Origin of the sequence: Streptomyces thermocarboxydus, from assembly GCF_024760485.1 — a bacterium.
Classification (GTDB): domain Bacteria; phylum Actinomycetota; class Actinomycetes; order Streptomycetales; family Streptomycetaceae; genus Streptomyces; species Streptomyces cellulosae.
This window is the reverse complement of record NZ_CP058273.1, coordinates 4,589,221-4,613,916: the sequence shown is the minus strand read 5'-3', so window position 1 is coordinate 4,613,916 and position 24,696 is coordinate 4,589,221. Positions and strand designations below refer to the sequence as shown.

At 71.2% G+C, this 24,696-nt stretch carries 21 protein-coding genes; 10 read left to right on the top strand and 11 right to left on the bottom strand.

Going from position 1 to position 24,696, the window contains the following annotated elements; genetic code table 11:
• Positions 1–72: 72 nt before the first annotated feature.
• From AY578_RS21410 to AY578_RS21400, 3 genes are all read left to right on the top strand, one after another.
• Positions 73–1,476 carry a class II fumarate hydratase gene (locus tag AY578_RS21410; RefSeq protein WP_019522342.1) on the top strand — a complete coding sequence of 468 codons (1,404 nt, stop codon included), beginning with the start codon at positions 73–75 and terminating at the stop codon, positions 1,474–1,476.
• A 72-nt stretch (positions 1,477–1,548) separates the two neighbouring features.
• Positions 1,549–2,241: a cytidylyl-2-hydroxypropylphosphonate hydrolase gene (gene fomD / locus AY578_RS21405; protein WP_136238453.1), complete on the top strand. Its 693-nt coding sequence runs from the start codon at positions 1,549–1,551 to the stop codon at positions 2,239–2,241.
• Positions 2,242–2,515: 274 nt separating this feature from the next.
• A complete protein-coding gene (locus AY578_RS21400; protein WP_168713426.1) occupies positions 2,516–4,624 on the top strand; it encodes a SpoIIE family protein phosphatase in 2,109 nt (702 codons plus the stop codon).
• Positions 4,625–4,724: 100 nt separating this feature from the next.
• On the opposite strand, the gene AY578_RS21395 is transcribed toward AY578_RS21400, so the two are convergent.
• A complete protein-coding gene (locus AY578_RS21395; RefSeq protein WP_215049122.1) occupies positions 4,725–7,007 on the bottom strand; it encodes a transglycosylase domain-containing protein in 2,283 nt (760 codons plus the stop codon).
• A gap of 275 nt (positions 7,008–7,282) precedes the next feature.
• Between AY578_RS21395 and AY578_RS21390 the strand changes: the two genes are divergently transcribed.
• The 5 genes from AY578_RS21390 to AY578_RS21370 all read left to right on the top strand — a co-directional run bounded on the left by AY578_RS21390 (position 7,283) and on the right by AY578_RS21370 (position 12,196).
• The gene (locus tag AY578_RS21390; RefSeq protein ID WP_019522346.1) at positions 7,283–8,218 is read left to right on the top strand and encodes an SPFH domain-containing protein; all 936 of its coding nucleotides are present in this window, start codon (positions 7,283–7,285) and stop codon (positions 8,216–8,218) included.
• Positions 8,215–8,478 (top strand): type II toxin-antitoxin system antitoxin, encoded by a 264-nt coding sequence (locus AY578_RS21385; RefSeq protein ID WP_019522347.1) that lies wholly within the window; start codon positions 8,215–8,217, stop codon positions 8,476–8,478. The genes AY578_RS21390 and AY578_RS21385 overlap by 4 nt, the downstream gene beginning before the upstream one ends.
• Positions 8,479–8,634: 156 nt before the next feature.
• The gene (locus AY578_RS21380) at positions 8,635–9,159 is read left to right on the top strand and encodes a PadR family transcriptional regulator (RefSeq protein WP_026243437.1); all 525 of its coding nucleotides are present in this window, start codon (positions 8,635–8,637) and stop codon (positions 9,157–9,159) included.
• The gene (locus tag AY578_RS21375) at positions 9,156–9,851 is read left to right on the top strand and encodes an ABC transporter ATP-binding protein (protein ID WP_019522349.1); all 696 of its coding nucleotides are present in this window, start codon (positions 9,156–9,158) and stop codon (positions 9,849–9,851) included. Before AY578_RS21380 ends, AY578_RS21375 begins: the two co-directional genes overlap by 4 nt.
• A complete protein-coding gene (locus AY578_RS21370; RefSeq protein ID WP_258904132.1) occupies positions 9,848–12,196 on the top strand; it encodes an ABC transporter permease in 2,349 nt (782 codons plus the stop codon). The genes AY578_RS21375 and AY578_RS21370 overlap by 4 nt, the downstream gene beginning before the upstream one ends.
• Here the strand turns inward: AY578_RS21370 and AY578_RS21365 are convergent.
• Positions 12,141–13,151 (bottom strand): LysR substrate-binding domain-containing protein, encoded by a 1,011-nt coding sequence (locus tag AY578_RS21365; RefSeq protein ID WP_168713425.1) that lies wholly within the window; start codon positions 13,149–13,151, stop codon positions 12,141–12,143. The genes AY578_RS21370 and AY578_RS21365 overlap by 56 nt on opposite strands.
• Before the next feature lie 133 nt (positions 13,152–13,284).
• Here AY578_RS21365 and AY578_RS21360 point away from each other — a divergent pair, with 133 nt between their 5' ends.
• Entirely contained in the window at positions 13,285–13,839 is a 555-nt protein-coding gene (locus AY578_RS21360) for a peroxiredoxin (RefSeq protein WP_019522352.1), read from the top strand.
• 6 nt (positions 13,840–13,845) lie between these two features.
• A complete protein-coding gene (locus tag AY578_RS21355) occupies positions 13,846–14,379 on the top strand; it encodes an alkyl hydroperoxide reductase (protein ID WP_019522353.1) in 534 nt (177 codons plus the stop codon).
• A gap of 76 nt (positions 14,380–14,455) precedes the next feature.
• Here the strand turns inward: AY578_RS21355 and AY578_RS21350 are convergent, their stop codons facing one another.
• The 9 genes from AY578_RS21350 to AY578_RS21310 form a co-directional block, all read right to left on the bottom strand.
• A complete protein-coding gene (locus AY578_RS21350; protein WP_019522354.1) occupies positions 14,456–15,841 on the bottom strand; it encodes an AI-2E family transporter in 1,386 nt (461 codons plus the stop codon).
• A gap of 146 nt (positions 15,842–15,987) precedes the next feature.
• The gene (locus AY578_RS21345; protein WP_019522355.1) at positions 15,988–16,686 is read right to left on the bottom strand and encodes an aggregation-promoting factor C-terminal-like domain-containing protein; all 699 of its coding nucleotides are present in this window, start codon (positions 16,684–16,686) and stop codon (positions 15,988–15,990) included.
• Between the two features lie 420 nt (positions 16,687–17,106).
• Complete coding sequence (locus tag AY578_RS21340) at positions 17,107–18,432, bottom strand: RNA 5'-3' helicase PhoH2 (RefSeq protein ID WP_019522356.1); 1,326 nt, start codon at positions 18,430–18,432, stop codon at positions 17,107–17,109.
• Positions 18,433–18,850: 418 nt separating this feature from the next.
• A complete protein-coding gene (locus AY578_RS21335) occupies positions 18,851–19,624 on the bottom strand; it encodes an isoprenyl transferase (protein ID WP_019522358.1) in 774 nt (257 codons plus the stop codon).
• A gap of 172 nt (positions 19,625–19,796) precedes the next feature.
• Positions 19,797–20,171, bottom strand: coding sequence for a hypothetical protein (locus tag AY578_RS21330; RefSeq protein ID WP_136238449.1), 375 nt, complete (start codon positions 20,169–20,171; stop codon positions 19,797–19,799).
• Between the two features lie 936 nt (positions 20,172–21,107).
• Positions 21,108–21,950, bottom strand: a complete 843-nt coding sequence (locus AY578_RS21325) for a class I SAM-dependent methyltransferase (protein WP_136238448.1) — start codon at positions 21,948–21,950, stop codon at positions 21,108–21,110.
• Between the two features lie 54 nt (positions 21,951–22,004).
• The gene (locus AY578_RS21320) at positions 22,005–22,883 is read right to left on the bottom strand and encodes an LLM class flavin-dependent oxidoreductase (protein ID WP_037953214.1); all 879 of its coding nucleotides are present in this window, start codon (positions 22,881–22,883) and stop codon (positions 22,005–22,007) included.
• 72 nt (positions 22,884–22,955) lie between these two features.
• Positions 22,956–23,912 carry a hypothetical protein gene (locus tag AY578_RS21315; RefSeq protein WP_052183252.1) on the bottom strand — a complete coding sequence of 319 codons (957 nt, stop codon included), beginning with the start codon at positions 23,910–23,912 and terminating at the stop codon, positions 22,956–22,958.
• Between the two features lie 68 nt (positions 23,913–23,980).
• Positions 23,981–24,640, bottom strand: a complete 660-nt coding sequence (locus tag AY578_RS21310; protein WP_028959414.1) for a hypothetical protein — start codon at positions 24,638–24,640, stop codon at positions 23,981–23,983.
• Between the last annotated feature and the right edge of the window lie 56 nt (positions 24,641–24,696).

The window sequence follows — 24,696 nt, the reverse complement described above, 5'->3', positions numbered from 1 at the left end:
CGCGGCGGGGCGGACCGCTTTCCGGGGAATACGCTCGTCCGACACCGCTGCTGTGCTCCTTGGAGGTACACGATGACGACGACGGACGACGACCGGAACTACCGCATCGAGCACGACTCCATGGGAGAGGTGCGAGTCCCCGCCGACGCCAAGTGGCGGGCGCAGACCCAGCGCGCGGTGGAGAACTTCCCCGTCTCCGGGCAGCGCCTGGAGCGCGCCCACATCGAGGCGCTGGCCCGCATCAAGGGCGCCGCCGCCAAGGTGAACGCCCGGCTCGGGGTGCTGGACAAGGACATCGCCGAGGCGATCCAGGAGGCGGCCGCGGAGGTCGCCGAGGGCCGGTGGGACGACCACTTCCCGGTGGACGTGTTCCAGACCGGTTCGGGGACCTCGTCCAACATGAACACCAACGAGGTGATCGCGACTCTCGCCACCGAGCGGCTGGGCCGGGACGTCCACCCCAACGACCACGTCAACGCCTCGCAGTCGTCCAACGACGTCTTCCCCTCGTCGCTGCACATCGCCGCCGCCGCCGCGGTCACCCGGGACCTGGTCCCGGCCCTGGAGCACCTCGCCGCCGCACTGGAACGCAAGGCGGAGGAGTTCGCGGACGTGGTGAAGTCCGGGCGCACCCATCTGATGGACGCCACGCCCGTCACCCTGGGCCAGGAGTTCGGCGGGTACGCGGCCCAGGTGCGGTACGGCGTGGAGCGGCTGCGCGCCTCGCTGCCCCGGCTGGCCGAGCTGCCGCTGGGCGGCACCGCCGTCGGCACCGGCATCAACACCCCGCCCGGGTTCTCCGCCGCCGTCATCGAGGAGGTGGCGCGGGCGACGGGGCTGCCGCTGACCGAGGCGCGGAACCACTTCGAGGCGCAGGGCGCCCGGGACGGCGTGGTGGAGACCAGCGGGCAGCTCCGCACGATCGCCGTCGGACTGACGAAGATCGCGAACGATCTGCGCTGGATGGCGTCCGGGCCGCGCACCGGTCTCGCCGAGATCGCCCTGCCCGACCTCCAGCCCGGCTCCTCGATCATGCCCGGCAAGGTCAACCCGGTGATCCCGGAGGCCGTGCTGATGGTGTGCGCGCAGGTCACGGGCAACGACGCGACCGTCGCCGCGGCCGGCGCGTCCGGCAACTTCGAGCTCAACGTGATGCTGCCGGTGATCGCCAAGAACGTGCTGGAGTCGGTGCGGCTGCTCGCCAACGTCTCCCGTCTCCTCGCCGACCGCACGGTCGACGGCATCACCGCCGACCGGGAGCGGGCCCGCGAGTACGCCGAGTCCTCGCCGTCCGTCGTCACCCCGCTGAACAAGTACATCGGCTACGAGGAGGCCGCCAAGGTCGCCAAGAAGTCGCTCGCGGAGCGCAAGACGATCCGTCAGGTCGTGCTCGAGGGCGGCTACGTCGAACGCGGCGACCTGACCGTGGAACAGCTCGACGAGGCGCTGGATGTCCTGCGGATGACACGGCCGTAAAGCCTGGCGCACCGGGGGTGCACCGTGACGGGGGCCGCAGCGTCGTGTGGTCGGGCCACCTAATATCTGCGCATGACAGAGGGTGGAACCACGATGCGCGGCCACGCGGGCGGAGCGGCCCGCCACTGGGAACCCGGGACGCAGATCCTGTGGCGGTACCGGGAGAACGGCGGCGCGCGCATCCACATCGCGCGCCCTGTCACGGTCGTGCGCGACGACTCGGAGGTGCTGGCCGTCTGGATGGCGCCGGGCACCGAGTGCGTGAAGCCCGTCCTCGCCGACGGCACCCCGGTCCACCGGGAGCCCCTCACCACCCGCTACACCAAGCCGCGCACGGTGCAGAAGGACCGCTGGTTCGGCACCGGCGTGCTGAAGCTGGCCCGGCCCGGCGAGCCCTGGTCGGTGTGGCTGTTCTGGGAACCGGGCTGGCGCTTCAAGAACTGGTACGTGAACCTGGAGGAGCCGCTCGTCCGCTGGGCGGGCGGAGTCGACTCCGAGGACCACTTCCTGGACATCTCCGTGCAGCCGGACGGCGGCTGGCACTGGCGGGACGAGGACGAGTTCGCGCAGGCCCAGCGGGACGGCCTGATGGACCCCGCGCTGGCCCGGCGGGTGCGCGAGGCCGGGCGTGCGGCGGTCGCGGTGATCGAAGCCTGGGGGTCTCCGTTCTCGGACGGCTGGGAGAACTGGCGTCCGGATCCGTCCTGGGCTGTACCGTCACTTCCACAGGACTGGGACCGCACCGCGGCGCACGCATCACCGTGAGACCCTTGCTGCGCCCCCGGGCAGGAAACGTAGGATCGTCGTCCGCAAGGGCGCGGAGCAGCAACCACCGGAGCGCGCGCGAAGCTTGACCGGACGTCACCGAGGGGCGGCAGGACGTGAGCGAGGGGTACGGAAACACCGGCACGGGCCGACGACGGCCGGCCGGCGTCGCAGGAACAACCTCTGACCACACGCGAAATCCGTTCCGGGGGCGCCTGTTCCGGGTATCGGAGTTTCGGCGGAGCGAACCGCGCGCACGGCGTGCGCCGGACGGATGGACTCGACACGCGTGACGGAGCAGCCGACCTCCTTCGAGCGCCCCCAGCCGGGCGTGGACCCCGCGGATCCCCGCGGGGCGTTCCTGCGTTCCCCGGCACCCGCGGCCGGCACGGGCGCCGCCTTACCGGCACAGGGCCGCTCCGGCGGTGAGCCGCCCGCGCCCGGCGCCGTCACCCCCGGCGGGTCCGCGCCCGACGCGGGGGACGTGCCCGGGCCCGAGCACTCCCAGCCGGGTGCCGGCCCGGACGCCGAGCCGGACACCCCCCGTCCGCGGCCCGCGCCGGACGGCATCCCGGTGCAGCCCGCCGACGGGCAGGGCCGGGTGGACCGGGTCCCGGGCGGCACGGACCGCCGCACGGGCCAGGTGACCCGGCCGGGCCGTCCCACGCCCATGCGGCGGGACGGGGACCGGCTGCGCTTCGTCGGCGCGGCCACCCGGCGGATCGCCCGCGGCATCGACCTGGACGAGATCGTGATGGGGCTGTGCCGGGCGACCGTGCCGACCTTCTCCGACGCGATCCTGGTGTATCTGCGCGACCCGCTGCCGGTCGGCGACGAGCGGCCCACGGGCCCGCTGGTGCTGCGGCTGCGCCGCACCGACCGGATCCCCGCCGACCGGGACACCGAGGGCGGTGGCTTCATGCCGATCGCGCCGCCGGAGCAGCCGTCCGAGCTGGACTCGGTCGGCGAGGAGCTGTGCACGGTGGAGCCCGGCAGCGCGCTCGCCGAGGTGCTGCGCGGGGTCCGCCCGGTGTTCACGGACGCCCCGGCCGCGCGTGCGGCGCTGCCCGAACTCCTCGGCGAGGAGGGCGCGGCGGCCGTCCCGGACGGCCAGCGGGCGGTCCTCGCGCCGCTGCGTGGCCGCCGTCGGGTGATCGGCGCGGCGCTGTTCCTGCGCCGTCCCGAGCGCATCCCGTTCGAGGCCGACGACCTGCTGGTCGCGGCGCAGCTCGCCACGCACAGCGCCCTCGGCATCGACAAGGCCGTGCTGTACGGGCGTGAGGCGTACATCGCGGACGAGCTCCAGCGCACGATGCTGCCGGAGACCCTGCCGCGCTGCACCGGCGTACGGCTGGCGTCGCGGTACCTGCCGGCCGCGGAGACCGCGCGGGTCGGCGGCGACTGGTACGACGCGATCCCGCTGCCCGGCAGCCGGGTCGCGCTGGTGGTCGGTGACGTGATGGGTCACTCCATGACGTCGGCGGCGATCATGGGCCAGCTGCGCACCACCGCGCAGACCCTCGCCGGGCTCGATCTGCCGCCGCAGGAGGTGCTGCACCACCTCGACGAGCAGGCCCAGCGGCTGGGTGTGGACCGCATGGCGACCTGCCTCTACGCGGTGTACGACCCGGTGGCGCACCGCATCACCATCGCCAACGCCGGCCATCCGCCGCCCGTGCTGCTGCACCTGGGCGGGCGCGCGGAGGTGCTGCGGGTGCCCGCGGGCGCCCCGATCGGCGTGGGCGGGGTGGACTTCGAGGCCGTGGAGCTGGAGGCGCCCGCCGGGGCGACCCTGCTGCTCTACACCGACGGCCTGGTGGAGTCCCGGCTGCGGGACGTGTGGACCGGCATCGAGCAGCTACGGGAGAAGCTGGCCGCGACCGCGCAGCTGACGGGGCCGGACCATCCGCCGCCGCTGGAGGCGCTGTGCGACGAGGTGCTGGACATGCTCGGCCCGGGCGACCGGGACGACGACATCGCGCTGCTCGCCGCCCGCTTCGACGGGATCGCGCCGAGCGACGTCGCGTACTGGTTCCTGGAGCCGGAGGACGCGGCGCCGGGGCGGGCGCGGCGGCTGGCCCGGCGGCAGTTGTCCCGCTGGGGCATGGACGAGCTGAGCGACTCGGTGGAGCTGCTGGTGAGTGAGGTCGTCACCAACGCGGTGCGGTATGCCTCCCGGCCTGTGACGCTGCGGTTGTTGCGCACGGATGTGCTGCGGTGCGAGGTCGGGGACGACGTGCCGCAGTTGCCGCGGTTGCGGCAGGCGCGGGCGACGGATGAGGGCGGGCGGGGGTTGTATCTCGTCAACCGGCTGGCCCGGCGGTGGGGGGCGACCCGGTTGAGCACCGGGAAGGTGGTGTGGTTCGAGCTGAACCACGGTTAGCGGGGGTTTCGCGGGTGTGTCGGGCGCGGCTGGTCGTGGGTCGCTCGCGCAGTTCCCCGCGCCCCTGAAGGGGGGCGGGGAACTGCGCGTGTTGTGCCCCTTATTCGCGGTCGTTGTTCTCGGGGTCGGGGGGCCCGCCCGGTAGGTCGAAGGTGGGGGGCTCGGTCGTCGGCGTCTGCGACGGCGGGGGTGACGTCGGCGTCTGGGACGGAGGTTCCGTCGACGGCGGCGGGGACGTCGTCGTCGGCGGAGCCGTCGTCGGGTCCTCCGTCGTCGGCTCGTCCGTCGGTGTCTGCGACGGTGTCTCCGACTGCGACGGGCTCCGGGTGGGGGCCACGCCCGCGCCCTGCTCCGTCTCCAGGTCGAACTTGGACACCTCGTCCATCACACCGAAGGTGTACGCGGCCCAGATCTCGGCCGGGAAGCCACCGCCGTTGACGCGGTAGTCGACGCCGCCCGCCTTGTACATCGGGACCTGGCTGCCGGTCTTGGCGTCCTCGCCGAACAGGCCGACGGAGGTCACCAGGTCGGGCGTGTAGCCGGTGAACCAGGCCGACTTGTTGTCGTCGGAGGTACCGGTCTTGCCCGCGACCTGCTGGCCGTCGCGCAGCGGGTTGTCCCGCACGGACTCCTGCGCCGTACCGTCGTCGACCACGCCGGTGAGCACCGAGGTGACCGTGTCGGCGGCGCGCCGGCTGATGACCGACTGGCCGACCGGGTCGGGCATCTCGATCGTGCGGTCCTTGTGCTCGACCGACTTCACGATCGACGGCGTGACCTGCTTGCCGTGGTTGGCGAGGGTGGCGTAGACGCCGGCCATCTGCATGGGGCTGGCGCCCATGGTGCCCAGGGTCTGCGCCGGGAACGGGTCGAGGTTGTCGCTCATGCCGAGCGCGGACGCCGTCTTCATCACGTCCGTCATGCCGACGTCGACGCCCATCTGCGCGAAGACGGAGTTGACGGACTTGTTCATCGCCTCCTGGACGGTGATGTCGCCGTAGTCGCGGTCGTCCTCGTTGGGCGGGGCGAAGCCGACCTTCTTGCCGTCCTCGACCACGGGGCGCTTGCTGTCGCCGTCGTAGAGCGTGTCGGCCGTGATGGGCACGCCGTCCTGGGTCTCGGCGCCCTCGTCGAGGGCGGACGCGAGGATCACCGGCTTGAACGTGGACGCCGGCTGGTAATCCTTGCGGGTGGCGTTGTTGGTGTAGTGCTTCACGTAGTCCACGCCGCCGTACATCGCCACGACCTTGCCGGTCTTGGGGTCGACGGAGACTGCGCCGGCCTGGACGTCGGCGTCGACGTCCCGCTTCTTCGGGTCGAGCTTGCTGGTGAGCCGGTCCTTGACCGCCTTCTCCAGCGCCTTCTGCTTCTTCTTGTCGATGTTCAGCGTGATGGTGTAGCCGCCGCGGTCCAGCAGCGCCTTGGCCTGTTCCAGGTCCTCGGCGACGCCCTGCTCGACGAGCTGCTGCTTGACGGCCGAGTTGGCCGCCTCGACCAGGTAGCCGGTCTGGCCCTCCATGCCGGGGGCCGCCTTGGGCTCCTTCGGGACGGGGAACTTCATGCCGGCGCGCTCGCCGGCGTCCAGCCACTTCTGCTCGACCATGTTGTCCAGGACGTAGTTCCAGCGCTCCTGGACGAGCTTCTTGCCCTTGTCGCTGGCGATCGCCCAGTCGTACTGGTTGGGCGCCTGGAGCAGCGCGGCGAGGTAGGCGCCCTGCTCGACGGTGAGGTCCTCGGCGTCGACGCGGTAGTACGCCTGGGCGGCGGCCTGGATGCCGTAGGCGCCGCGGCCGTAGTAGCTGGTGTTGATGTACCCGGCGAGGATGTAGTCCTTGGACTTCTCCCGGTCCAGCTTCAGGGAGATGACCAGCTCCTTGAGCTTGCGGGAGACGGTCTGGTCCTGCGTCAGGTAGTAGTTCTTGACGTACTGCTGGGTGATCGTCGAGCCGCCCTGCGCGCCCTTGCCGGACAGGGTGTTGAGGACACCGCGGGCGGTGCCCTTCAGGTCGACGCCGGCGTCCTTGTAGAAGGTCTTGTTCTCGGCGGCGACGAACGTGCGCTGCACGGGCTTGGGGACCCGGGCCAGGTCGACGATCTCGCGGTTGCGGTCGCCGTCGCGGGCCATGAGGCTGCCGTCGCTGTACTCGTAGACGTTGCTCTGCAGCTCGGCGTCGGCGTTCCCCTCCGGGATGTCGATCAGCATGTACAGCACGATGAAGGCGCCCATGCCGAGCAGGCAGAGGGTGAAGAAGGTGCCGACGATCTTCTTCCAGGTGAAGAGGCGGCGTATGCCGGTGCGGCCGCCCGCGGCGGCAGCGCGGCCGCTGGGTGCCGCACGGCGCCCGCCGCGCTGTCGTGCGCGTCTTTCTTCCGCTCGTCCCATACGCCTGTTCCGCTCCGCTTCGTTTCTGTGTGCTCATGCGGCACACACGTTCGCCGCTCAGGTCAGCTCAGCAAGCTAACACCCGGAGCTATGACAAAGGGCTGCCGATCCGGCCTTTACGGACGTGACAATCAGCACCCACTCCAAAGGAACCGACGTTCGAAAGCGGTATGAGGTTGCCATGAACAGGTAATGTGATAACACTTAGCTAGACAGACGATAGACATAGACAGTGGACACCGCGCCGGAACGCGCGGAGAGACGGGGGATCCTCCATGACCACACACGACCCGCAGGTCACGGCCGACGTGCCCGAGATGCCGGCCCCGCGCGTGCGGGAGACCCCGGCGCACAGCATCGGCGGCGGGCTGGCCCTGCTCCTCGGACTGTTCGGACTGCTGGCCGGCGTGGCGATGATCGTCGTGGCCACGGCGGTCGGGAGCACGGGCGCGAAGGCCGGCCTGATCGTGGGCGGCATCGTCGTCGCGCTCGGCGCGTTCATCGCGATGTGCGGGCTGAACATGGTCGCGCCGGGCGAGGCTCGGGTGGTGCAGCTGTTCGGCCGCTACCGGGGCACCATCCGGCAGGACGGGCTGCGCTGGGTGAACCCGTTCACCTCCCGCACCAAGATCTCCACCCGGGTACGGAACCACGAGACCGCGGTGCTGAAGGTCAACGACGCCTACGGCAACCCGATCGAACTGGCCGCGGTCGTGGTGTGGCGGGTCGAGGACACCGCGCAGGCCACCTTCGAGGTGGACGACTACGTCGAGTTCGTCTCCACCCAGACCGAGGCGGCCGTGCGGCACATCGCCATCGAGTACCCGTACGACGCCCACGACGAGGACGGCCTGTCGCTGCGCGGCAACGCCGAGGAGATCACCGAGAAGCTGGCGGTCGAGCTGCACGCGCGCGTCGAGGCGGCCGGCGTGCAGATCATCGAGTCCCGCTTCACGCACCTCGCCTACGCCCCCGAGATCGCCTCGGCGATGCTCCAGCGGCAGCAGGCGGGCGCGGTGGTCGCGGCGCGGCAGCAGATCGTGGAGGGTGCCGTGGGTATGGTCGAGTCGGCCCTGGCCCGCATCCAGGAGCAGGACATCGTGGACCTCGACCCCGAGCGGAAGGCGGCGATGGTGTCCAACCTGATGGTCGTGCTGTGCGGTGACCGCTCGGCGCAGCCGGTCCTCAACACCGGGACGCTCTACCAGTGACCGCCCCGTCCGGGGACCCGGCCCCGCAGCGCCGGCCGCAGCGCAAGCAGGTGCTGCTGCGGCTGGACCCGGCGGTGTACGAGGCGCTGGCCCGCTGGGCGGGCGACGAACTGCGCTCGGCGAACGCCCAGATCGAGTTCCTGCTGCGCCGCGCCCTCGCGGAAGCGGGCCGCCTCCCCGGCGAGACGGGCCCTCTCCCCCGCCGGGGCCGCCCCCCGGGCACCCGCCCCCCGTCGGGCGGAACGCCACCCTCCGACTGAACCGGCCCCCGCCGCACGGCGGGGGCCGGACGCATGTACGGACCTCGGTGACAGAACCGTGACAACAGGGCCTCACCTGGGGCTTCGGGGGAGCACGCACGATCTGCACACTCCGCGTATACATACGGCGTATACACGGTGTGTAGAGTGCTCCGCATGTCCATCGGTCACACCCTTCTGGGGCTCCTGGAGTCCGGGCCGCGTCATGGTTACGACCTGAAGCGGGCCTTCGACGAGAAGTTCGGTCACGACCGGCCGCTGCACTACGGCCAGGTCTACTCGACGATGTCGCGGCTGCTGAAGAACGGCCTCGTCGAGGTCGACGGCATCGAGGCCGGCGGCGGCCCCGAGCGCAAGCGGTACGCCATCACCGAGGCCGGCGTCACCGACGTCGCCCAGTGGCTCGCCACGCCGGAGAAGCCCGAGCCGTACCTCCAGTCGACGCTCTACACCAAGGTCGTCCTCGCGCTCCTCACCGAGCGCGACGCCGCCGACATCCTCGACACGCAGAGGTCGGAGCATCTGCGCAGCATGCGCATCCTCACCGACCGCAAGCGCAAGGGCGACCTCGCCGACCAGCTGATCTGCGATCACGCCCTCTTCCACCTCGAGGCCGACCTGCGCTGGCTGGAGCTGACCGCCGCGCGCCTCGACAAACTCCGTGAGGCGGTGGCCCGATGACCACGTCCGCACCCGCCGGTTCCCTGCTCGCCGCACGGGACCTGCAGAAGACCTACGGCCCGACCAAGGCGCTCGACAACGCCGCGTTCTCCATCCACCCGGGCGAGGTCGTCGCCGTGATGGGCCCCTCCGGCTCCGGCAAGTCGACCCTGCTGCACTGCCTCGCCGGGATCGTCACCCCCGACGCCGGGTCCATCACGTACAACGGCCGTGAGCTGACCGCGATGAACGACTCCGAGCGCAGCGCCCTGCGCCGCTCCGAGTTCGGCTTCGTGTTCCAGTTCGGCCAGCTGGTGCCGGAGCTGACCTGCGTGGAGAACGTCGCGCTGCCGCTCCGGCTGAACGGCACCCCCCGCAAGGAGGCCGAGCGCACCGCCCTCACCTGGATGCAGCGCCTGGAGGTCGACGACGTCCGCGGCAAGCGGCCCGGCGAGGTGTCCGGCGGTCAGGGCCAGCGGGTCGCGGTCGCCCGCGCGCTCGTTACGGGACCGCGCGTGGTGTTCGCCGACGAGCCGACCGGCGCGCTGGACTCGCTGAACGGCGAGCGCGTGATGGAGCTGCTCACCGAGGCCGCCCGCTCCGCCAACGCCGCCGTCGTCCTCGTCACCCACGAGGCGCGGGTCGCCGCCTACTCCGACCGCGAGATCGTCGTCCGCGACGGCAAGGCACGTGACATGGAGCGGGTCGTATGAGCGCCCGTCAGTGGGCGCGGGACCTCACGCTGGGCGCCCGGTTCGCCGTCACCGGCGGCCGTGAGGGCTGGACCCGGGCGCTGCTCACCGCGGTGGGCGTGGGTCTGGGGGTGGCGCTGCTGCTGCTCACCGCCGCCGTGCCGAACCTGCTCGACGCACGTGACCGGCGGGAGGACGCCCGCCAGGACCACGTGTACGTCGAGGACACCCTGCGCCCGTCGGACCACACCCTGCTCATCGCGCACGCCAACAGCGACTTCAGGGACACCGACGTCCGCGGCCGCCTGGTGGAGGCCGAGGGTCCCGACGCCCCGGTGCCGCCCGGGGTGAGCGAACTCCCCGAGCCGGGGACGATGGTGGTCTCCCCCGCCCTGAAGAAGCTCCTCGCGTCCGACGAGGGCGAACTGCTGCGGGACCGGCTGCCGTACGACGTCGTGGGCACCATCGGCGACTCCGGCCTGATCGGCTCCCAGGAACTCGCCTTCTACGCGGGCACCACGGGCCTCGCCGAGCGGCTGGACAGCCCGACGGTCATGCGGATCGAGTCCTTCGGCGCGGACCGCAGCCAGTACACCGAGCCGCTGGACCCCGTCCTCGTCATGCTGACACTGGTCATCTTCGTGGTGCTGCTGGTGCCGGTCGGCGTGTTCATCGCCACCGCCGTACGGTTCGGCGGCGAGCGGCGCGACCGCAGGCTCGCCGCGCTGCGGCTGGTCGGCTCGGACAGCCGGATGACCCGGAGGATCGCCGCGGGCGAGGCTCTCGCCGGCGCGGTGCTCGGGCTGGTCTTCGGCACCCTGTTCTTCCTGGCCGGACGTGAATTCGCGTCGTCCGTCGAGCTGTTCCGCGTCAGCGTCTTCGCCGCCGACCTCAACCCGTCGCCGCTGCTGGCGCTGCTGGTCGGGGTCGCGGTGCCGGCCGCCGCGGTGCTGGTCACCCTGATCGCGCTGCGCGGCGTGGTCATCGAGCCGCTGGGTGTGGTCCGCACCGCACGGCCGGCCCGCCGCCGGCTGTGGTGGCGGCTGCTGCTGCCGCTGGCGGGCGTCGCCATGCTCGTGCCGATGATCGGCCAGGGCAGCGACAACGGCGACTTCAACCAGGTCCTGGTCGTCGGCGGTGTGATGTGCCTCCTCGTCGGGGTCACCGCCCTGCTGCCCTGGATCGTGGAGACGGTCGTGGGCCGGCTGGGCGCGGGCGGTCTGGCCTGGCAGCTCGCCGTGCGCCGGCTCCAGCTGAGCAGCGGCACCGCGGCCCGCATGGTCAACGGCATCGCCGTGGCGGTGGCCGGTGCGATCGCCCTGCAGATGCTGTTCACGGGCATCGAAGGCCAGTACACCCGCGACACGGGACAGGACGTGTCCCGCGCGCAGATGCAGGTCGAGCTGCCCGACGGCGTCCCGGTGGCCCCGGCCGCGGCGGCGTTCGAGAAGACCGAGAGCGTGCGCGACGTCCAGGCGCTGTCCCACGGATACGCCTACGAGAAGCTCACCGACGACCCCGAGGAAGCGGTGCGGGGGGCGCAGCTGACCGTCGGCGACTGCGAGACCCTGCGCACGCTCGCAAAGCTGGCCGACTGCCGGGACGGTGACGTCTTCGCACTCACCGGCGCCGACTACGACACGGACACCCCCTTGCTCAACAAGCCCGGCCGCACCCTGCACATGCAGCCGACCGGCGATCCCGCCGCCCCTCGGCAGGACGTCGTCTGGACCGTGCCCGAGGGTGTGAAGAGCGCGACGGCCGTCGAGGACCCGTCCGGGATGATGAGCAGCGGCTTCCTGCTGACGCCGGGCGCCGTGACGCCCGGTGTCGAGGAGCGGATGTCCGGAAGGCTGTGGCTCGGCGTGGACGAGTCGGTGGCCGACGCGCAGGACCTGGTGCGGAACACGGCCGCCTCCGTCGACCCGCTGGCCCACGCCTCGACCTGGGTCGCCACCGAGCGCACCACCCGGTTCGACTCCATTCGCACGGGCCTGTTCGTCGGCGCCGCCGCCGTGCTCTTCCTCATCGGGACGAGCCTGCTGGTCTCGCAGCTCGAACAGCTGCGGGAGCGCCGCAAGCTGCTGTCGGCCCTGGTCGCCTTCGGCACCCGGCGGCGCACGCTGAGCCTGTCGGTGCTGTGGCAGACGGCGATCCCGATCGGTCTGGGGCTCGCACTCTCCGCCCTGGTGGGCACGGTCCTCGGGGCGGTGCTGCTGCGGATGACCGCGACGCCGGTCCAGGTGGACTGGGGCAGCGTGGCCGGGATGACGGCGGTCGGCGCGGGCGTGGTCGCCCTGGTCACCCTGCTCAGCCTGCCGCCCCTGCTGAGGATGATGCGCCCGGACGGTCTCCGCACCGAGTAGTCCCGGGCCGTCGGTCCTCCACCGTGCGGACCGGCAGGTCGCGCATCGCCCCGCGGAGCGCCACCGCCAGCTGTCCGTACTCCGTCGCCCTCGCCGTGCCCGTGCGCATGGCGAGGGCGATGCGGCGTTTCGGGGCGGGGTCGGCGAAGTGCGCGGTGAGGAGGCGGTCGGCGCGGCTCGTCTCCACCTCGACGGCGGTGCGCGGCAGCAGCGTGACGCCGAGGCCGCCCGCGACGAGCTGGACCAGCGTGGACAGTCCGGCCGCCGTGGTGGTGGCCGCCACCCCCGCGCTGCCGGCCTCACGGCAGATGTCGAGCGCCTGGTCGCGCAGGCAGTGCCCCTCGTCGAGCAGCAGCAGGTTCAGCTCGCGCAGCACCGTGCGCGGCAGGCCGCTGCGCCCGCCGAGCCGGTGGCCCGGCGGGGTGACCAGCACGAAGTCCTCGTCGAACAGCGGCAGTTCGGTGACCCCGGCGACCCCGAGCGGCACCGCGAGCAGCAGCAGGTCGAGCCGTCCGGCGGCCAGCCCGTCGAGCAGGCTCGCGGTGTGCTCCTCGTGCACCTGGAGGTCGAGACGCGGATAGCGGTCGTGCACCAGCCGCAGCACCGTCGGCAGCAGGTACGGCGCCACGGTCGGGATGACGCCGAGCCGCAGCACCCCGGTGAACGGCGCCCGCAGCGCGTCCGCCTCCTCCATGAGCGCGCCGACGTCCGCGAGCACGGACTTGGCGCGGGCGGCGAGCTGCTCCCCGGCGGGGGTGAGCAGCACTCTGCGTGTCGTACGCTCCACGAGCGTCACGCCGAGTGTCTCCTCCAGCGCGGACAGCGCCCCGGACAGCGCGGGCTGGCTCATCCCCAGGGCTCCCGCGGCGTCGCGGAAGTGAAGATGCTCGGCCACCGCCGCGAACGCCCGCAACTGGGCAAGGCTCGGTTGTCTACGCCGGTCACCGACAGTCACTGATAGGTCCCTCCGATCAACCCGACCGAGTGTAGCTATTTCACTGATCAATGCACTCTGTGCCAACATCAACCGAGTCCAACCCATGGGAAACACCCGCAATCCGGGTGTTTCTTCGCTGCAAGGAGAGCGTGTGCTCACTGTCGGTGACAAGTTCCCCGAGTTCGAACTGACCGCCTGCGTCTCGCTGGAGAAGGGCAAGGAGTTCGAGACGATCGACCACAAGACCTACGAGGGCAAGTGGAAGGTCGTCTTCGCGTGGCCCAAGGACTTCACCTTCGTGTGCCCGACCGAGATCGCCGCGTTCGGCAAGCTGAACGACGAGTTCGCCGACCGCGACGCCCAGATCCTCGGCTTCTCCGGTGACTCGGAGTTCGTCCACCACGCCTGGCGCAAGGACCACGACGACCTGCGCGACCTGCCGTTCCCGATGATGGCGGACCCGAAGCACGAGCTGATGCGCGACCTCGGCATCGAGGGCGAGGACGGCTACGCCAAGCGCGCCGTGTTCATCGTGGACCAGAACAACGAGATCCAGTTCTCCATGGTGACCGCCGGCTCCGTCGGCCGTAACCCGAAGGAGGTCCTGCGGGTCCTGGACGCCCTGCAGACCGACGAGCTCTGCCCGTGCAACTGGTCCAAGGGCGACGAGACCCTGGACCCGGTCGCGCTGCTGTCGGGAGAGTGAGCTGACATGTCCCTCGACTCCCTGAAGTCCCGCATACCGGACTACGCCAAGGACCTGAAGCTCAACCTGGGCTCGGTCATCGGCAACTCCGACCTGCCCGCCCAGCAGCTCTGGGGCACGGTGCTGGCGACCGCGATCGCCTCGCGCTCCCCGATCGTGCTGCGCGAGCTGGAGCCGGAGGCGAAGGCGAACCTGTCGCCCGAGGCGTACACGGCCGCCAAGGCCGCCGCCGCGGTGATGGCGATGAACAACGTCTTCTACCGCACCCGCCACCTGCTGTCGGACCACGAGTACGGCAACCTGCGCGCGGGTCTGCGGATGAACGTCATCGGCAACCCGGGCGTCGACAAGGTCGACTTCGAGTACTGGTCCTTCGCGGTCTCCGCGATCAACGGCTGCGGCATGTGCCTCGACTCGCACGAGCAGGTGCTGCGCAAGGCCGGCGTGGAACGTGACGTGATCCAGGAGGCGTTCAAGATCGCCGCGGTGGTCCAGGCCGTCGCCGCGACCCTCGACGCCGAGGCGGCGCTCGCGGAGTAACTCCGCGCCCGCCCTGTCACGTACGGGCCCGTCCACCCTTCGGGGTGGGCGGGCCCTTCGGCGTTCCGCGTGCGCTTCAGCGCTCGTCCGAGGGCCGGTCGGGCTCCCCGGGCCGCTCGGACTCCGCGGCCGGCGGCTGTGGTTCGGCGTGCGCCGGGGCCGGGGCGTCCGGCGCGGACATGGCCGTCGCGCCCCGCGGCCGGGGCGCCTGCACGAGGGCCGCCTCGTGGGAGAACGCCCGCAGATAGCCGACGACGGTGTTGGAGACGGCGACCAGCGGCACGGCGACCACCGCGCCGCCGATGCCCGCGACGAGACCGCCGGAGGCCACGGCCAGCACCACCGCCAGCGGGTGGACCCGCACCGCGCGGCCGAGGATGAACGGCTGGAGGATGTGGCCCTCGATCTGCTGGACCGCCAGCACCACCACGAGCACCATCACCCCGGTGAACACGCCCTGGGTGACGAGCCCGACGACGACGGCCAGCGCGCCGGACACCACCGCGCCGACGAGCGGGATGAACGAGAACAGGAAGATGAAGACGGCCAGCGGCACGGCGAGCGGCACGTCGAGGAAGTAGATGCCGAGGCCGATGAAGATGGCGTCGATCAGCGCCACCACCACCGTGCCCCGCACGTACGCGGTGAGGGTGCGCCAGGCGACCGGGCCGGCGCCGGCGACGCCCGGACGGGCCGCGGCCGGGACCAGCTTGAGGGACCACTGCCAGATCCGCTTGCCGTCGTAGAGCAGGAACAGCGTCGAGAAGACGGCCAGCAGGATGCCGGTGAGCGCCTCGACGACGACCGTGACGCCCTCCAGGCCGGCCGAGGTGATCTGCTCGGTGTTGGCGCCGACCGCCTCACGCAGGTTCTTGGCGATCTCGTTGATCTGCTTGTCGGTGACGTGGAACGGGCTGTTGAGCAGCCAGTTGCGCAGTTCGTCGATGCCGTCCTGGATCTGGTCGGCGAGGGTGTCGACGTTCTCCATCACCTGCCAGGTCACGAACCAGCCGATGAGCCCCATGACGATGAAGCCGAACAGGGCGGTCAGCACGGTGGCCGGTCCGCGCGGCACCCCGATCCGCCGCAGCCGGGCGACGGTGGGCTGGAGCAGCGCGGTGATGAGCAGCGAGGCGACGAACGCCAGCACCACCAACTGGACGGCGCTGATGATGCGCATCAGCACCCAGACGGTGCCCGCGAGCACCAGCAGCCGCCAGCCGGCCTCGGCGGCGACCCTGACGCCCCAGGGCACGGCCTGCGCCGGGTCGGGGCGCTGCGGGAGGACGACCTGGGTGTACTCGGGGGGCGGGGGCATGCGGTCGGGGTCGGCGGTGTGGCGCTCGGGGTCGTCGTCCGGCTCCCGGTCGCGCGTGACTTCGGCGCGGCGCTCCTCCAGCCGTTTGCCGACCTTCGTCAGTCCGGCTCCGACCCGGTCGAGCCACCCTGGCAGTCGCGACATGATCCGTCCTCTTCCCCCGTTTCCACCCACCAGTCCCCCTGGCGCCGTCGGTCAGACCGTACAGGGCGACAGCCCCGCACCGTAGGACGGTGCGGGGCTGTGCCGGAAACGAGCGCGCCGCGTGAGCGGCGGGAGGGTCCGCGGACCTAGTACCAGTTGTTGGCCTGCCAGAACTCCCAGGCGCCGCACGGGCTGCCGTAGCGGCTGTCCATGTAGTTGAGGCCCCACTTGATCTGGGTGGCCGGGTTGGTCTGCCAGTCGGCGCCGGCGGAGGCCATCTTGGAGCCCGGCAGGGCCTGCACGAGGCCGTAGGCGCCGGAAGAGGGGTTCGAGGCCTGGTAGTTCCAGCTGGACTCGTGGTCCACGATGTTGCTGAAGCACTGGAACTGGTCGGCGGGCACCATCTGGCGCGCGATGGCCTGGACCTCGGAGACCGAGTAGGAGGCCTGGACGGCGAAGGTGGAAGCCTCCCGCGCGGCGGAGCGGCTGGCGGCCTTCTCGGCCTCCTCGCGCTCCTTGGCCTCCTGGGCGGCCTTCTCGGCTTCCTTCTTCTTCGCGATCGCGGTCTCGGCGGCGGCCTTGCGGGCTGCCTCCTCCGCGTCCTTCTTGGCGGTCGCGTCCGCGGCGATGGCCATCGTCTGCGCCTGCTGCGTCAGCGACGCGGTCTGCACCTGCGCCTGCTGCCCTGCGGGGATGTCCGCGAGCAGCGTGGTGCCTGCTGCCGTCGCTTCGGCGTCGTTGTTCTGCGCTGCGGTGCTGCCCGAGGCAACGCCGACGACGCTTCCGACAGCGGTGACCGCCGTGGCCGAGGCCACTGCGAATCCCCGGACCGAGATCCGGCTCACACGGTTTCCTTCCAGCATCGCCCGCTTCGGTGACCCTCGCGGACGCAATCGTGCCCCTGACACTGGCCTCCCCAACTACGGGTCACGGGAGGCACGGGCCCGGTGGGCAACTCCTTCGACAGGAGCGCCGCGTGGTGCTCGGGCGGCATACGACGGGGTTATGGAGTTGAAAGGGGGTTCTGCTGTTGTTCTGTACCGCTGGGGGTACAGCTGTGTCGTATGCGGGGCCTGACAGGAGTGAGACTCTGCCGTAACCGGGCGGCGCAAGGCAATTCTCTGTTGCGTGTGAAAGCTCACATGTCGTTTGGCCCTGGGGATTACCGGAAAGCCGCACACGCGCCGACGCCGCCCGGCTAGGCTCTACGCCTTTCCCGGACGGCGCCAACTCGCGCGTAACCGACCCGCGTTGGGACGCGAGGGTCAGATGTGACCGTCTTCGAGCATTTCGGTCACAAGGGCCGCGATCTGGGACCTCTCGGACCTGTTGAGGGTCACGTGGGCGAACAGCGGATGCCCCTTCAGCTTCTCCACGACGGCGACCACACCGTCGTACCGGCCGACCCTCAGATTGTCCCGCTGCGCCACGTCGTGCGTCAGGACGACCCGGGAATTGGCCCCGATCCGGGACAGAACGGTCAACAGGACGTTCCGCTCCAGCGACTGGGCCTCGTCCACGATGACGAACGCGTCGTGGAGCGAGCGGCCCCGGATGTGGGTGAGCGGCAGGACCTCCAGCATGCCGCGCGCGGTGACCTCCTCGATGACCTCCCGGCTGGTGACCGCCGACAGCGTGTCGAACACGGCCTGCGCCCAGGGGCTCATCTTCTCGGCCTCGGTGCCGGGCAGATAGCCCAGCTCCTGCCCGCCCACCGCGTACAGCGGACGGAAGACCATCACCTTCTGGTGCTGCCGCCGCTCCAGCACGGCCTCCAGGCCCGCGCACAGCGCGAGCGCGGACTTGCCGGTGCCGGCCCGGCCGCCCATGGACACGATCCCGACGTCCGGGTCGAGCAGCAGGTCGAGCGCGATCCGCTGCTCGGCGCTGCGGCCCTTGATGCCGAACGCCTCCCGGTCGCCGCGCACCAGGCGGACGTTGCCCTCCGGGGTGACCCGGCCGAGCGCCTTGCCGCGCTCGGACTGGATGGTCAGACCGGTGTGCACGGGCAGCTCGGCCGCCTCGGGCACATACACATGGCCCTCCTCGAAGAGGATGTCCACCTGCTCGCCGGGCAGGGTCAGTTCGGACATTCCGGTCCAGCCGGAGGAGTCCGTGATGGCGAGCTCCGCCCGGTACTCCTCGGCGAGGAGGCCCACGGAGGACGCCTTGATCCTGAGCGGGAGGTCCTTCGAGACGACGGTGACGTCGAACCCCTCCGCCTGCAGATTGCGGGCGACCGCGAGGATGCGGGAGTCGTTGTCCCCCAGGCGGTAGCCGCTGGGCAGCACGCTGGGGTCCGAGTGGTTGAGCTCGACCCTCAGGGTTCCGCCGAGGTCCCCGGTCGGAATGGGGGCGTCGAGACGGCCGTACCGCACCCGGTAGTCGTCCAGCAGGCGCAGGGCCTGACGGGCGAAGTAGCCGAGCTCGGGATGGTTCCGCTTGGCCTCCAGTTCCGTCACCACGACGACGGGGAGCACGACCTCGTGCTCGTCGAAGCGGCTGGGGGCATGGGGGTCGGCCAGCAGGACGCTGGTGTCGAGAACGTAGGTGCGCCGGTCTGGCTTGTGGCGCTTTGCGCTGGTCACCACGGAAGGACGAACCCCCTCGGATGAGGTCGGGGAGCGACGAGGCGGAGCTGGACCGGTCGACGGCCCTGATGCACGACGGGCCGAGAACCGGCCCTCCGCCGCTTCTTCCGTGCCGTGACCGCACGGTCGGGCTGGTGCAAAGGGCCTCCCGGGCGGACGGCTCCCGTGCCGTCCGCTGAGATCCGACACCCGTGGTTCGGGCGTCGACCTGACTGAGTTATGCCCTCGAACAAGCGCTGCCATGCCACGGCCCGCGACGGCGCGCCGGTGAACGGCGCGTGACCCCCGGTGACACACGGGGACACACGGGGGGCGCAGGATGGCGTGAGGTGATATGGGGGCGCCACGCGGTCACACGGTGGCGCGGCCACACGGTCACGGGGTGGCGCGGTGGCCGTGAAGAAGGGGTGGGGCGCGTTCAGCCGCCGAAGCGGCGGTGGCGGGCCGCGTAGTCGCGCAGCGCGCGCAGGAAGTCGACCTTGCGGAAGGCCGGCCAGAAGACCTCGCAGAAGTAGTACTCCGAGTGGGCCGTCTGCCACAGCATGAATCCGGACAGCCGCTGCTCGCCGCTCGTGCGGATGACGAGGTCCGGGTCGGGCTGCGCCTTGGTGTAGAGGTGACGTCCGATCATGTCGACGTCCACGGACTCGGCGAGCTCGTCCATCGGGACGCCCTTGTCGTGGGCCTCGTGGAGCATGGAGCGCACGGCGTCGGCGATCTCCTGGCGTCCGCCGTAGCCGATGGCGACGTTGACGACTATTCCGTCGACGTGCGCCGTGGCGGCTTCCGCTTCCTTCAGGACCGTCTGCATCCCGGAGGGCAGCAGGTCGAGGGTGCCCACGTGGTGGACCCGCCAGCGTCCGTCGGCGGCGAGGGTGCGGACCACGTCCTCGATGATGCCGAGGAGCGGGACCAGCTCCTCCTTGGGCCGGTCGAAGTTGTCCGTCGACAGCAGCCACAGGGTGACCACCTCGACGTCCGTCTCGGAGCACCAGCCGAGGAACTCCTCGATCTTCTCGGCGCCGGCCCGGTGGCCGTGCACCGTGCTGGAACCCGCGGCCTTCGCCCAGCGGCGGTTGCCGTCCATGATGACGCCGATGTGCTTCGGCACCTGAGCGGTGTCCAGGCGGCCTTCCACCCGGCGCGCGTACAGCCTGACCAGCAGGCTCCGCAGCTTGTCGCGCAGGTTCACGTGATCGTCAGCCCCTCCGTACGGATCGGACAGGCGCGGCACCCCGCCGCAGTCGCGCGGCAAGCGGCCCGGTCTCGGCCGCGGGCGGTCCCTGCCCGTATGGCGGTCCCCAGAGGCGAAGCGTACCCCTGCCGGGGCGGGGGTCCCCAACGTCCGGTCTGGCGCACTTTTGTCAGCTGTACTGCTGCGGCACGCCGTTTGTGTGCTGCCGCCGGAACCACTGTTTGGCGGACGTCTGGCAGAGCAGCACCAGGACGGCGATGCCGGTGCCGACCGGCAGGATGCCGAACGGGATGCCGCGGGCGGCGCCGCCGAGCGCGAAGACGATCTGCAGGCTCGCCAGCACGATCGAGGCCACGCGCACACCGTTGCCCGCGGTACGGAAGCGGAGCGCCGGCACGAAGAGCACGGTGGGCATCAGGTAGCTGCTGAAGAAACGACCGGACTCGCGGGCTCCGAAGTCGGCCGCGACGAGGACGGTCAGCAGGACACCGATCCCGAACGTCGCGAACATCACGATCTGCGCGGCGCGGACGGGGCCGGGCATGGCGGCGGGGACGGGCGGGGCATACGGGGGCTGGCTGTGGGGGGTGTGGCTGTGGGGCTGCCGGCCGTACGGGGGCGGGGGGTACTGGGGCTGGGGGTACTGGGGCTGGGGGTAGGGAGGCTGGCCGTACGCAGGCTGGGGGCCGGGGTGTCCGTACGGGGACTGGCCGTAGGGCGAAGGACTGGCGGGCTGCCCGTAGGGACTGGCGGGCTGCCCGTAGGGCGAAGGACTGGCGGGCTGCCCGTAGGGAGCTGGGGTGCCGGGAGGCTGCGGGGAAGGCGGTGTCGGATGCTCGTTCGACATGCCGCGACTCTAGCCAGCGGGCCGCGCGGCACGGCGGGCGCACGGCGCGGGACCGCGGGCGCACGGCGCGGGACGGCGGGCAAGAAAAAACGGGCCGGTCCGTGGGGGGGAGACGGACCGGCCCGAGGGGGGGTTTCCACCATAACCCTTCGTAAGTGATGCTGCGTGCATCGGCGCGACATAACTACTCTCCGAAACCGCCCGACGACGCCCGGATGCCCCCGGAGGGGCCGATTCAGGGGGTCTTTGTGGCCGGAACCCGACGAAATCGCGCGAAAAAAGAGCGCTGAGGGGAATCTGTGCACGGTGTGACACCAACCCTGCACCATTCCGGCCACTCTTCCGGCCGTCCCTCCGACGGGTGACCCCGGAGGGGGCCGCGGCTTGACGCGGAAGCGGGGAGAAGAGGGCCGCGGGGTGATCACTGGGCCGGGAGGTGTGGAATCCGGGCCGGGAGGTGTGGAATCCGGGCCGGGGAAGTGTGGGCACTGGGCCAGGGAAGTGTGGGCACCGCGCAGCCCCCTCCACTGCGCGGTGACCCTTCCGCGCAGCTTTGCTCGCGCGAATCAATTGGTCCGAACCTAAGCGATGGGCCGCCGCGGAGACCAGCCCTCGACCGTAACGATGCGGACACTACGCGCGTGGATCGTGGGCGCGAGCCTCTGACCTGCGGGCTTCGACGAGGTGCCGTGAGCTGTGTGCGACGAAGCACCCCTCGGCCTCGATCCCCTCGTGCAGCTCCCGCAGCCGCGGCCGGTACGCCTCGACGGTGAAGCCGGGGACCATCCAGATCACCTTGCGCAGGAAGTGCACGACTGCGGCGATGTCGTGGAACTCCATGCGCAGCCGCTCGGCCCGCAGGTCCACGACCTCGAGACCGGCCGCCTCGGCGTCCCGCCGCTCCCGCTCGGGGTCGCGTGCGGTGCGGCTCTCCTCGGGGAGCGGGCCGAGGAAGTACTCGACGAGTTCGAAGGCGCTGGCGGGCCCGACGTGCTGGGCGAGGTAGGTGCCGCCGGGCCGGAGCACCCGGGCGATCTCGTGCCAGAGCGGCCGGACGGGGTGCCGGCTGGTGACGAGGGAGAAGGACGCGTCGGCGAAGGGCAGCGGGGCGTCCTCGGCCGCCGCGACGACGGTGGCGCCGTACGGCCGGAGTGTGTGCGCCGCCTTGCGGACGTTGGGCGGCCAGCCCTCGGTGGCGGCGACCAGCGGGGGCCGCCGGGCCGCCCGGCCGAGGGCGAACGCGAGGACCTCTCCCCCGCCGGTCTGGACGTCGAGCACGGGCCCGTCCACCGCGCCCAGCCGGCCGGCGACGGTGGTGGCGTACCCCCAGGACGGCCGGGCCTCGGTGGCGCGCCCCTCGAACCAGGAGAAGTCCCACCCCTCGGTGGGCACGGAGGCGCCTTCGGCGAGGAGTTCGTCGAACGTGCGGGCCCGGATGCGGGGTTGCGTGCGGGGCTGGGGCTGGGGCTGGGTCATGCGGGTGAGGATGCCGGAGGCGGGGGCGACTCGTCGCTTGTTTTTCCTGGGGGCCTACTGGATGAGTGGCCGTACGTCCTTGGCGGCGAAGCGGACGAAGCCCTCGGGGTCGGGTTCGTCGCCGGTGGGCTGGAGGACGACCGTGCCGGCGCCCGCCTCGGTCAGCCGCCGTACGGCGTCGGCGACGGCGTGGGCGTCCCCGGCGACCCCGAGGTCGGCGTCCGGGGCGTGCCCTTCGGCGACCAGCTCGGCCTCCAGCCGCTCGCGCGCCCCGTCGCCGGTCGCGGTCAGCAGGTAGACGACGACCCGGTGCCCGTCCGGGTCACGTCCCGCCGCGACACGGCCCTCCCGGACCAGCCGGCAGGCCCGCCGGACGCCGTCGGCGGAGGTGTCGGCGGTGAGGATGGTGCCGTCGGCGGCCTCACCGCTGAGCCGTACGGTACGGGGCCCCATGCCGCCGGCGAGGACGTCGATGCGGCCGGGCGGGGGCCAGTCGAGCGTGACGTCGTCGAGGGAGACGTAGCGGCCCTTGGTGGTCACCGTCTCGCCTGCCAGCAGGGCGCGGAGGGCGAGGAGATGCTCGCGGAGGAGGGTGAGGGGCGACTCGACGCGGGCGCCGACCTGCCCCATCCAGTCCTGCACGCCGTGTCCGACGCCGAGGACGGGGCGGCCGGGGAACATCCGGTGCAGGGAGGCGGCCTCCATGGCGGTGACGGCGACGTTCCGCAGGGGGACGGGCAGCAGCCCGATGCCGACACGCAGCCGCTCGCTCCACGCGAGGGCGGCGGCGCCGGTGGAGATGCCTCCCTCCCGGAAGCAGTCCTCCCAGAGCCACAGCTCGTCGAGCCCGGCGGCGTCGGCGGCACGCACGACGGAGCGCAGGCGCTCGGGGGCGAGCTGGGGGCGGAACACGGCACCGAGGGTCGTCGTCATGCGGGTGTACCTACCCACGGACGCCCGCCCCGGCAAACCGGCGCCGGGGCGGGGGCCGTGGTGTGCGGGCGGTCAGCGGTTGACGGCCTGGATCTCCTGGACGGTGACGTCCTGCTCTCCGCCGAACGTGCCGTCCGGGAGCGGCCGCTGACCGGCGACTCCGGTGCCGGTCCAGTGAATCTTCCACGTCACCGTGGCCTGGAGCTTGTAGGCGTCGTCGCCCGAAGAACGCAGGTACTTCACACCGCACGGCGGCGTACGGTTCGCCTTGCCCTCGGCGTACGGCTCACCGATACGGCCGTTGTTGATCTCGCAGACGCCGGAGGGCGGATACGTCTCCGCGTCGGAGGTGCCCGGCTCGATCCGCGCATATACCGGTACGGCCGTGGTGGTCGCCTGGATGCCGAGCAGCGGCACGGACGCCGTGACCGAGACCGGCTTGAAGTCCGCTCCGTCCAGCCACATCCAGGTCGGCAGGTTCACCTTGGTCTCCCCGTCCGGAGCGAGGTCCACCTCGGTCGTGGGGACACGAATCTCGGCGTAGGCGAGCTGCGCCAGCATCTCCGGAGTGATGGCCTGCTCGATGTCGGCGGGCGGGTCGTCGTTGTTGTCCACCCAGAAGATGGGGTCATCGCAGTCGAGCGCCCCCGGATCCCCGATCCGGCCCGGCGTGACGTAGGAGTCCCACCAGTAGCCCTCGCCGGCCTTCTCCTTGTTGAAGTCCTTGTAGGGCTCACCCTCGACATACCGCTTGCGCTGCGAGAGGTCCCACTCGTGGCCTGTACTTCCCGCCTCCCAGATCGGCTCCAGATACTTCTGAAGCTGCTCGGGGGTGTACTTCGGCGCGTAGTAGCAGGCGGGCGGAGTCCAGGTGGTGGCGGAGGTGACGGGGCCGGCCTTCGGACCCGACCCGTTCTTCGACCGGTCGAAGACGACGACACCGGCGGACAGCGTTCCGTCGGGACCGGCGTCTCCCGACACCTTGGGAGGCGGGTTCTGCGAGCCACCACCGATCACGTTGTCGGCCATGGCGGGCGTACCGCTCAGCAGCACTGCTCCGATCACGGCCGTTGTCGTCAGAACTCGCGTCGTCGGGCTCAACGCTGGCACTTGTCACTCCCCCTCTGAGACAGCAGCTTGGTGACGACCCAGACGCCCTTTTCGTTCTTGCGCAGTTTCGTGCTGTACAGCACGTAGCTGTTCTTGGTGACAGGTGTTTTGTTGACCTTCTTGTCCTTGAGGTACATGTCGAAGGCCTTGCTCTGGTCCTCGCAGTACACGAGGGACGCAGCATCCTGACCACTCACCTGTACGTCGGCGTCGTAGTAGCTGTACGCCCCCGTCACTCGTGCCTTCGCGTCGACGTACGCCTTGATGAACTCTTCGGTGCCGGCAGCCGCTTCACCCTCGTAGTAGTAGAGGTAGGCCTTGTCCAAGGGGTCCTGGTTGACGATGGCCATGTCCACCGCCTTGATGGACTGCTCGCTGTCGGCCAGGACGGCGTCCTTCTCCTTGTCTCCGGTCTTCGGCCAGTCGAAGGTGTAGGAGAGGTCGCTGGGCAACTCGATCTTCGGGCGGTCGTCCGACGCCGGGGCGGACGTGGCGGGCGAGGCCGACTTCTTACCTCCCGTGTCCGCTCCCGCGATCGCGTCCTTGTCCTTCGCGGGAGAGTCGTCGTCGCTTCCGCACGCGGACAGCGTCAACGCCGCGGTGGCGGTCAGCGCAAGCGCTGCGAGCAGGGTGGGACGGCGGTTCACAGTCGGCTCCCGGTGGGGCGAGGCGTCACATCAGCGGGCCAACGCTATCCAGCGGG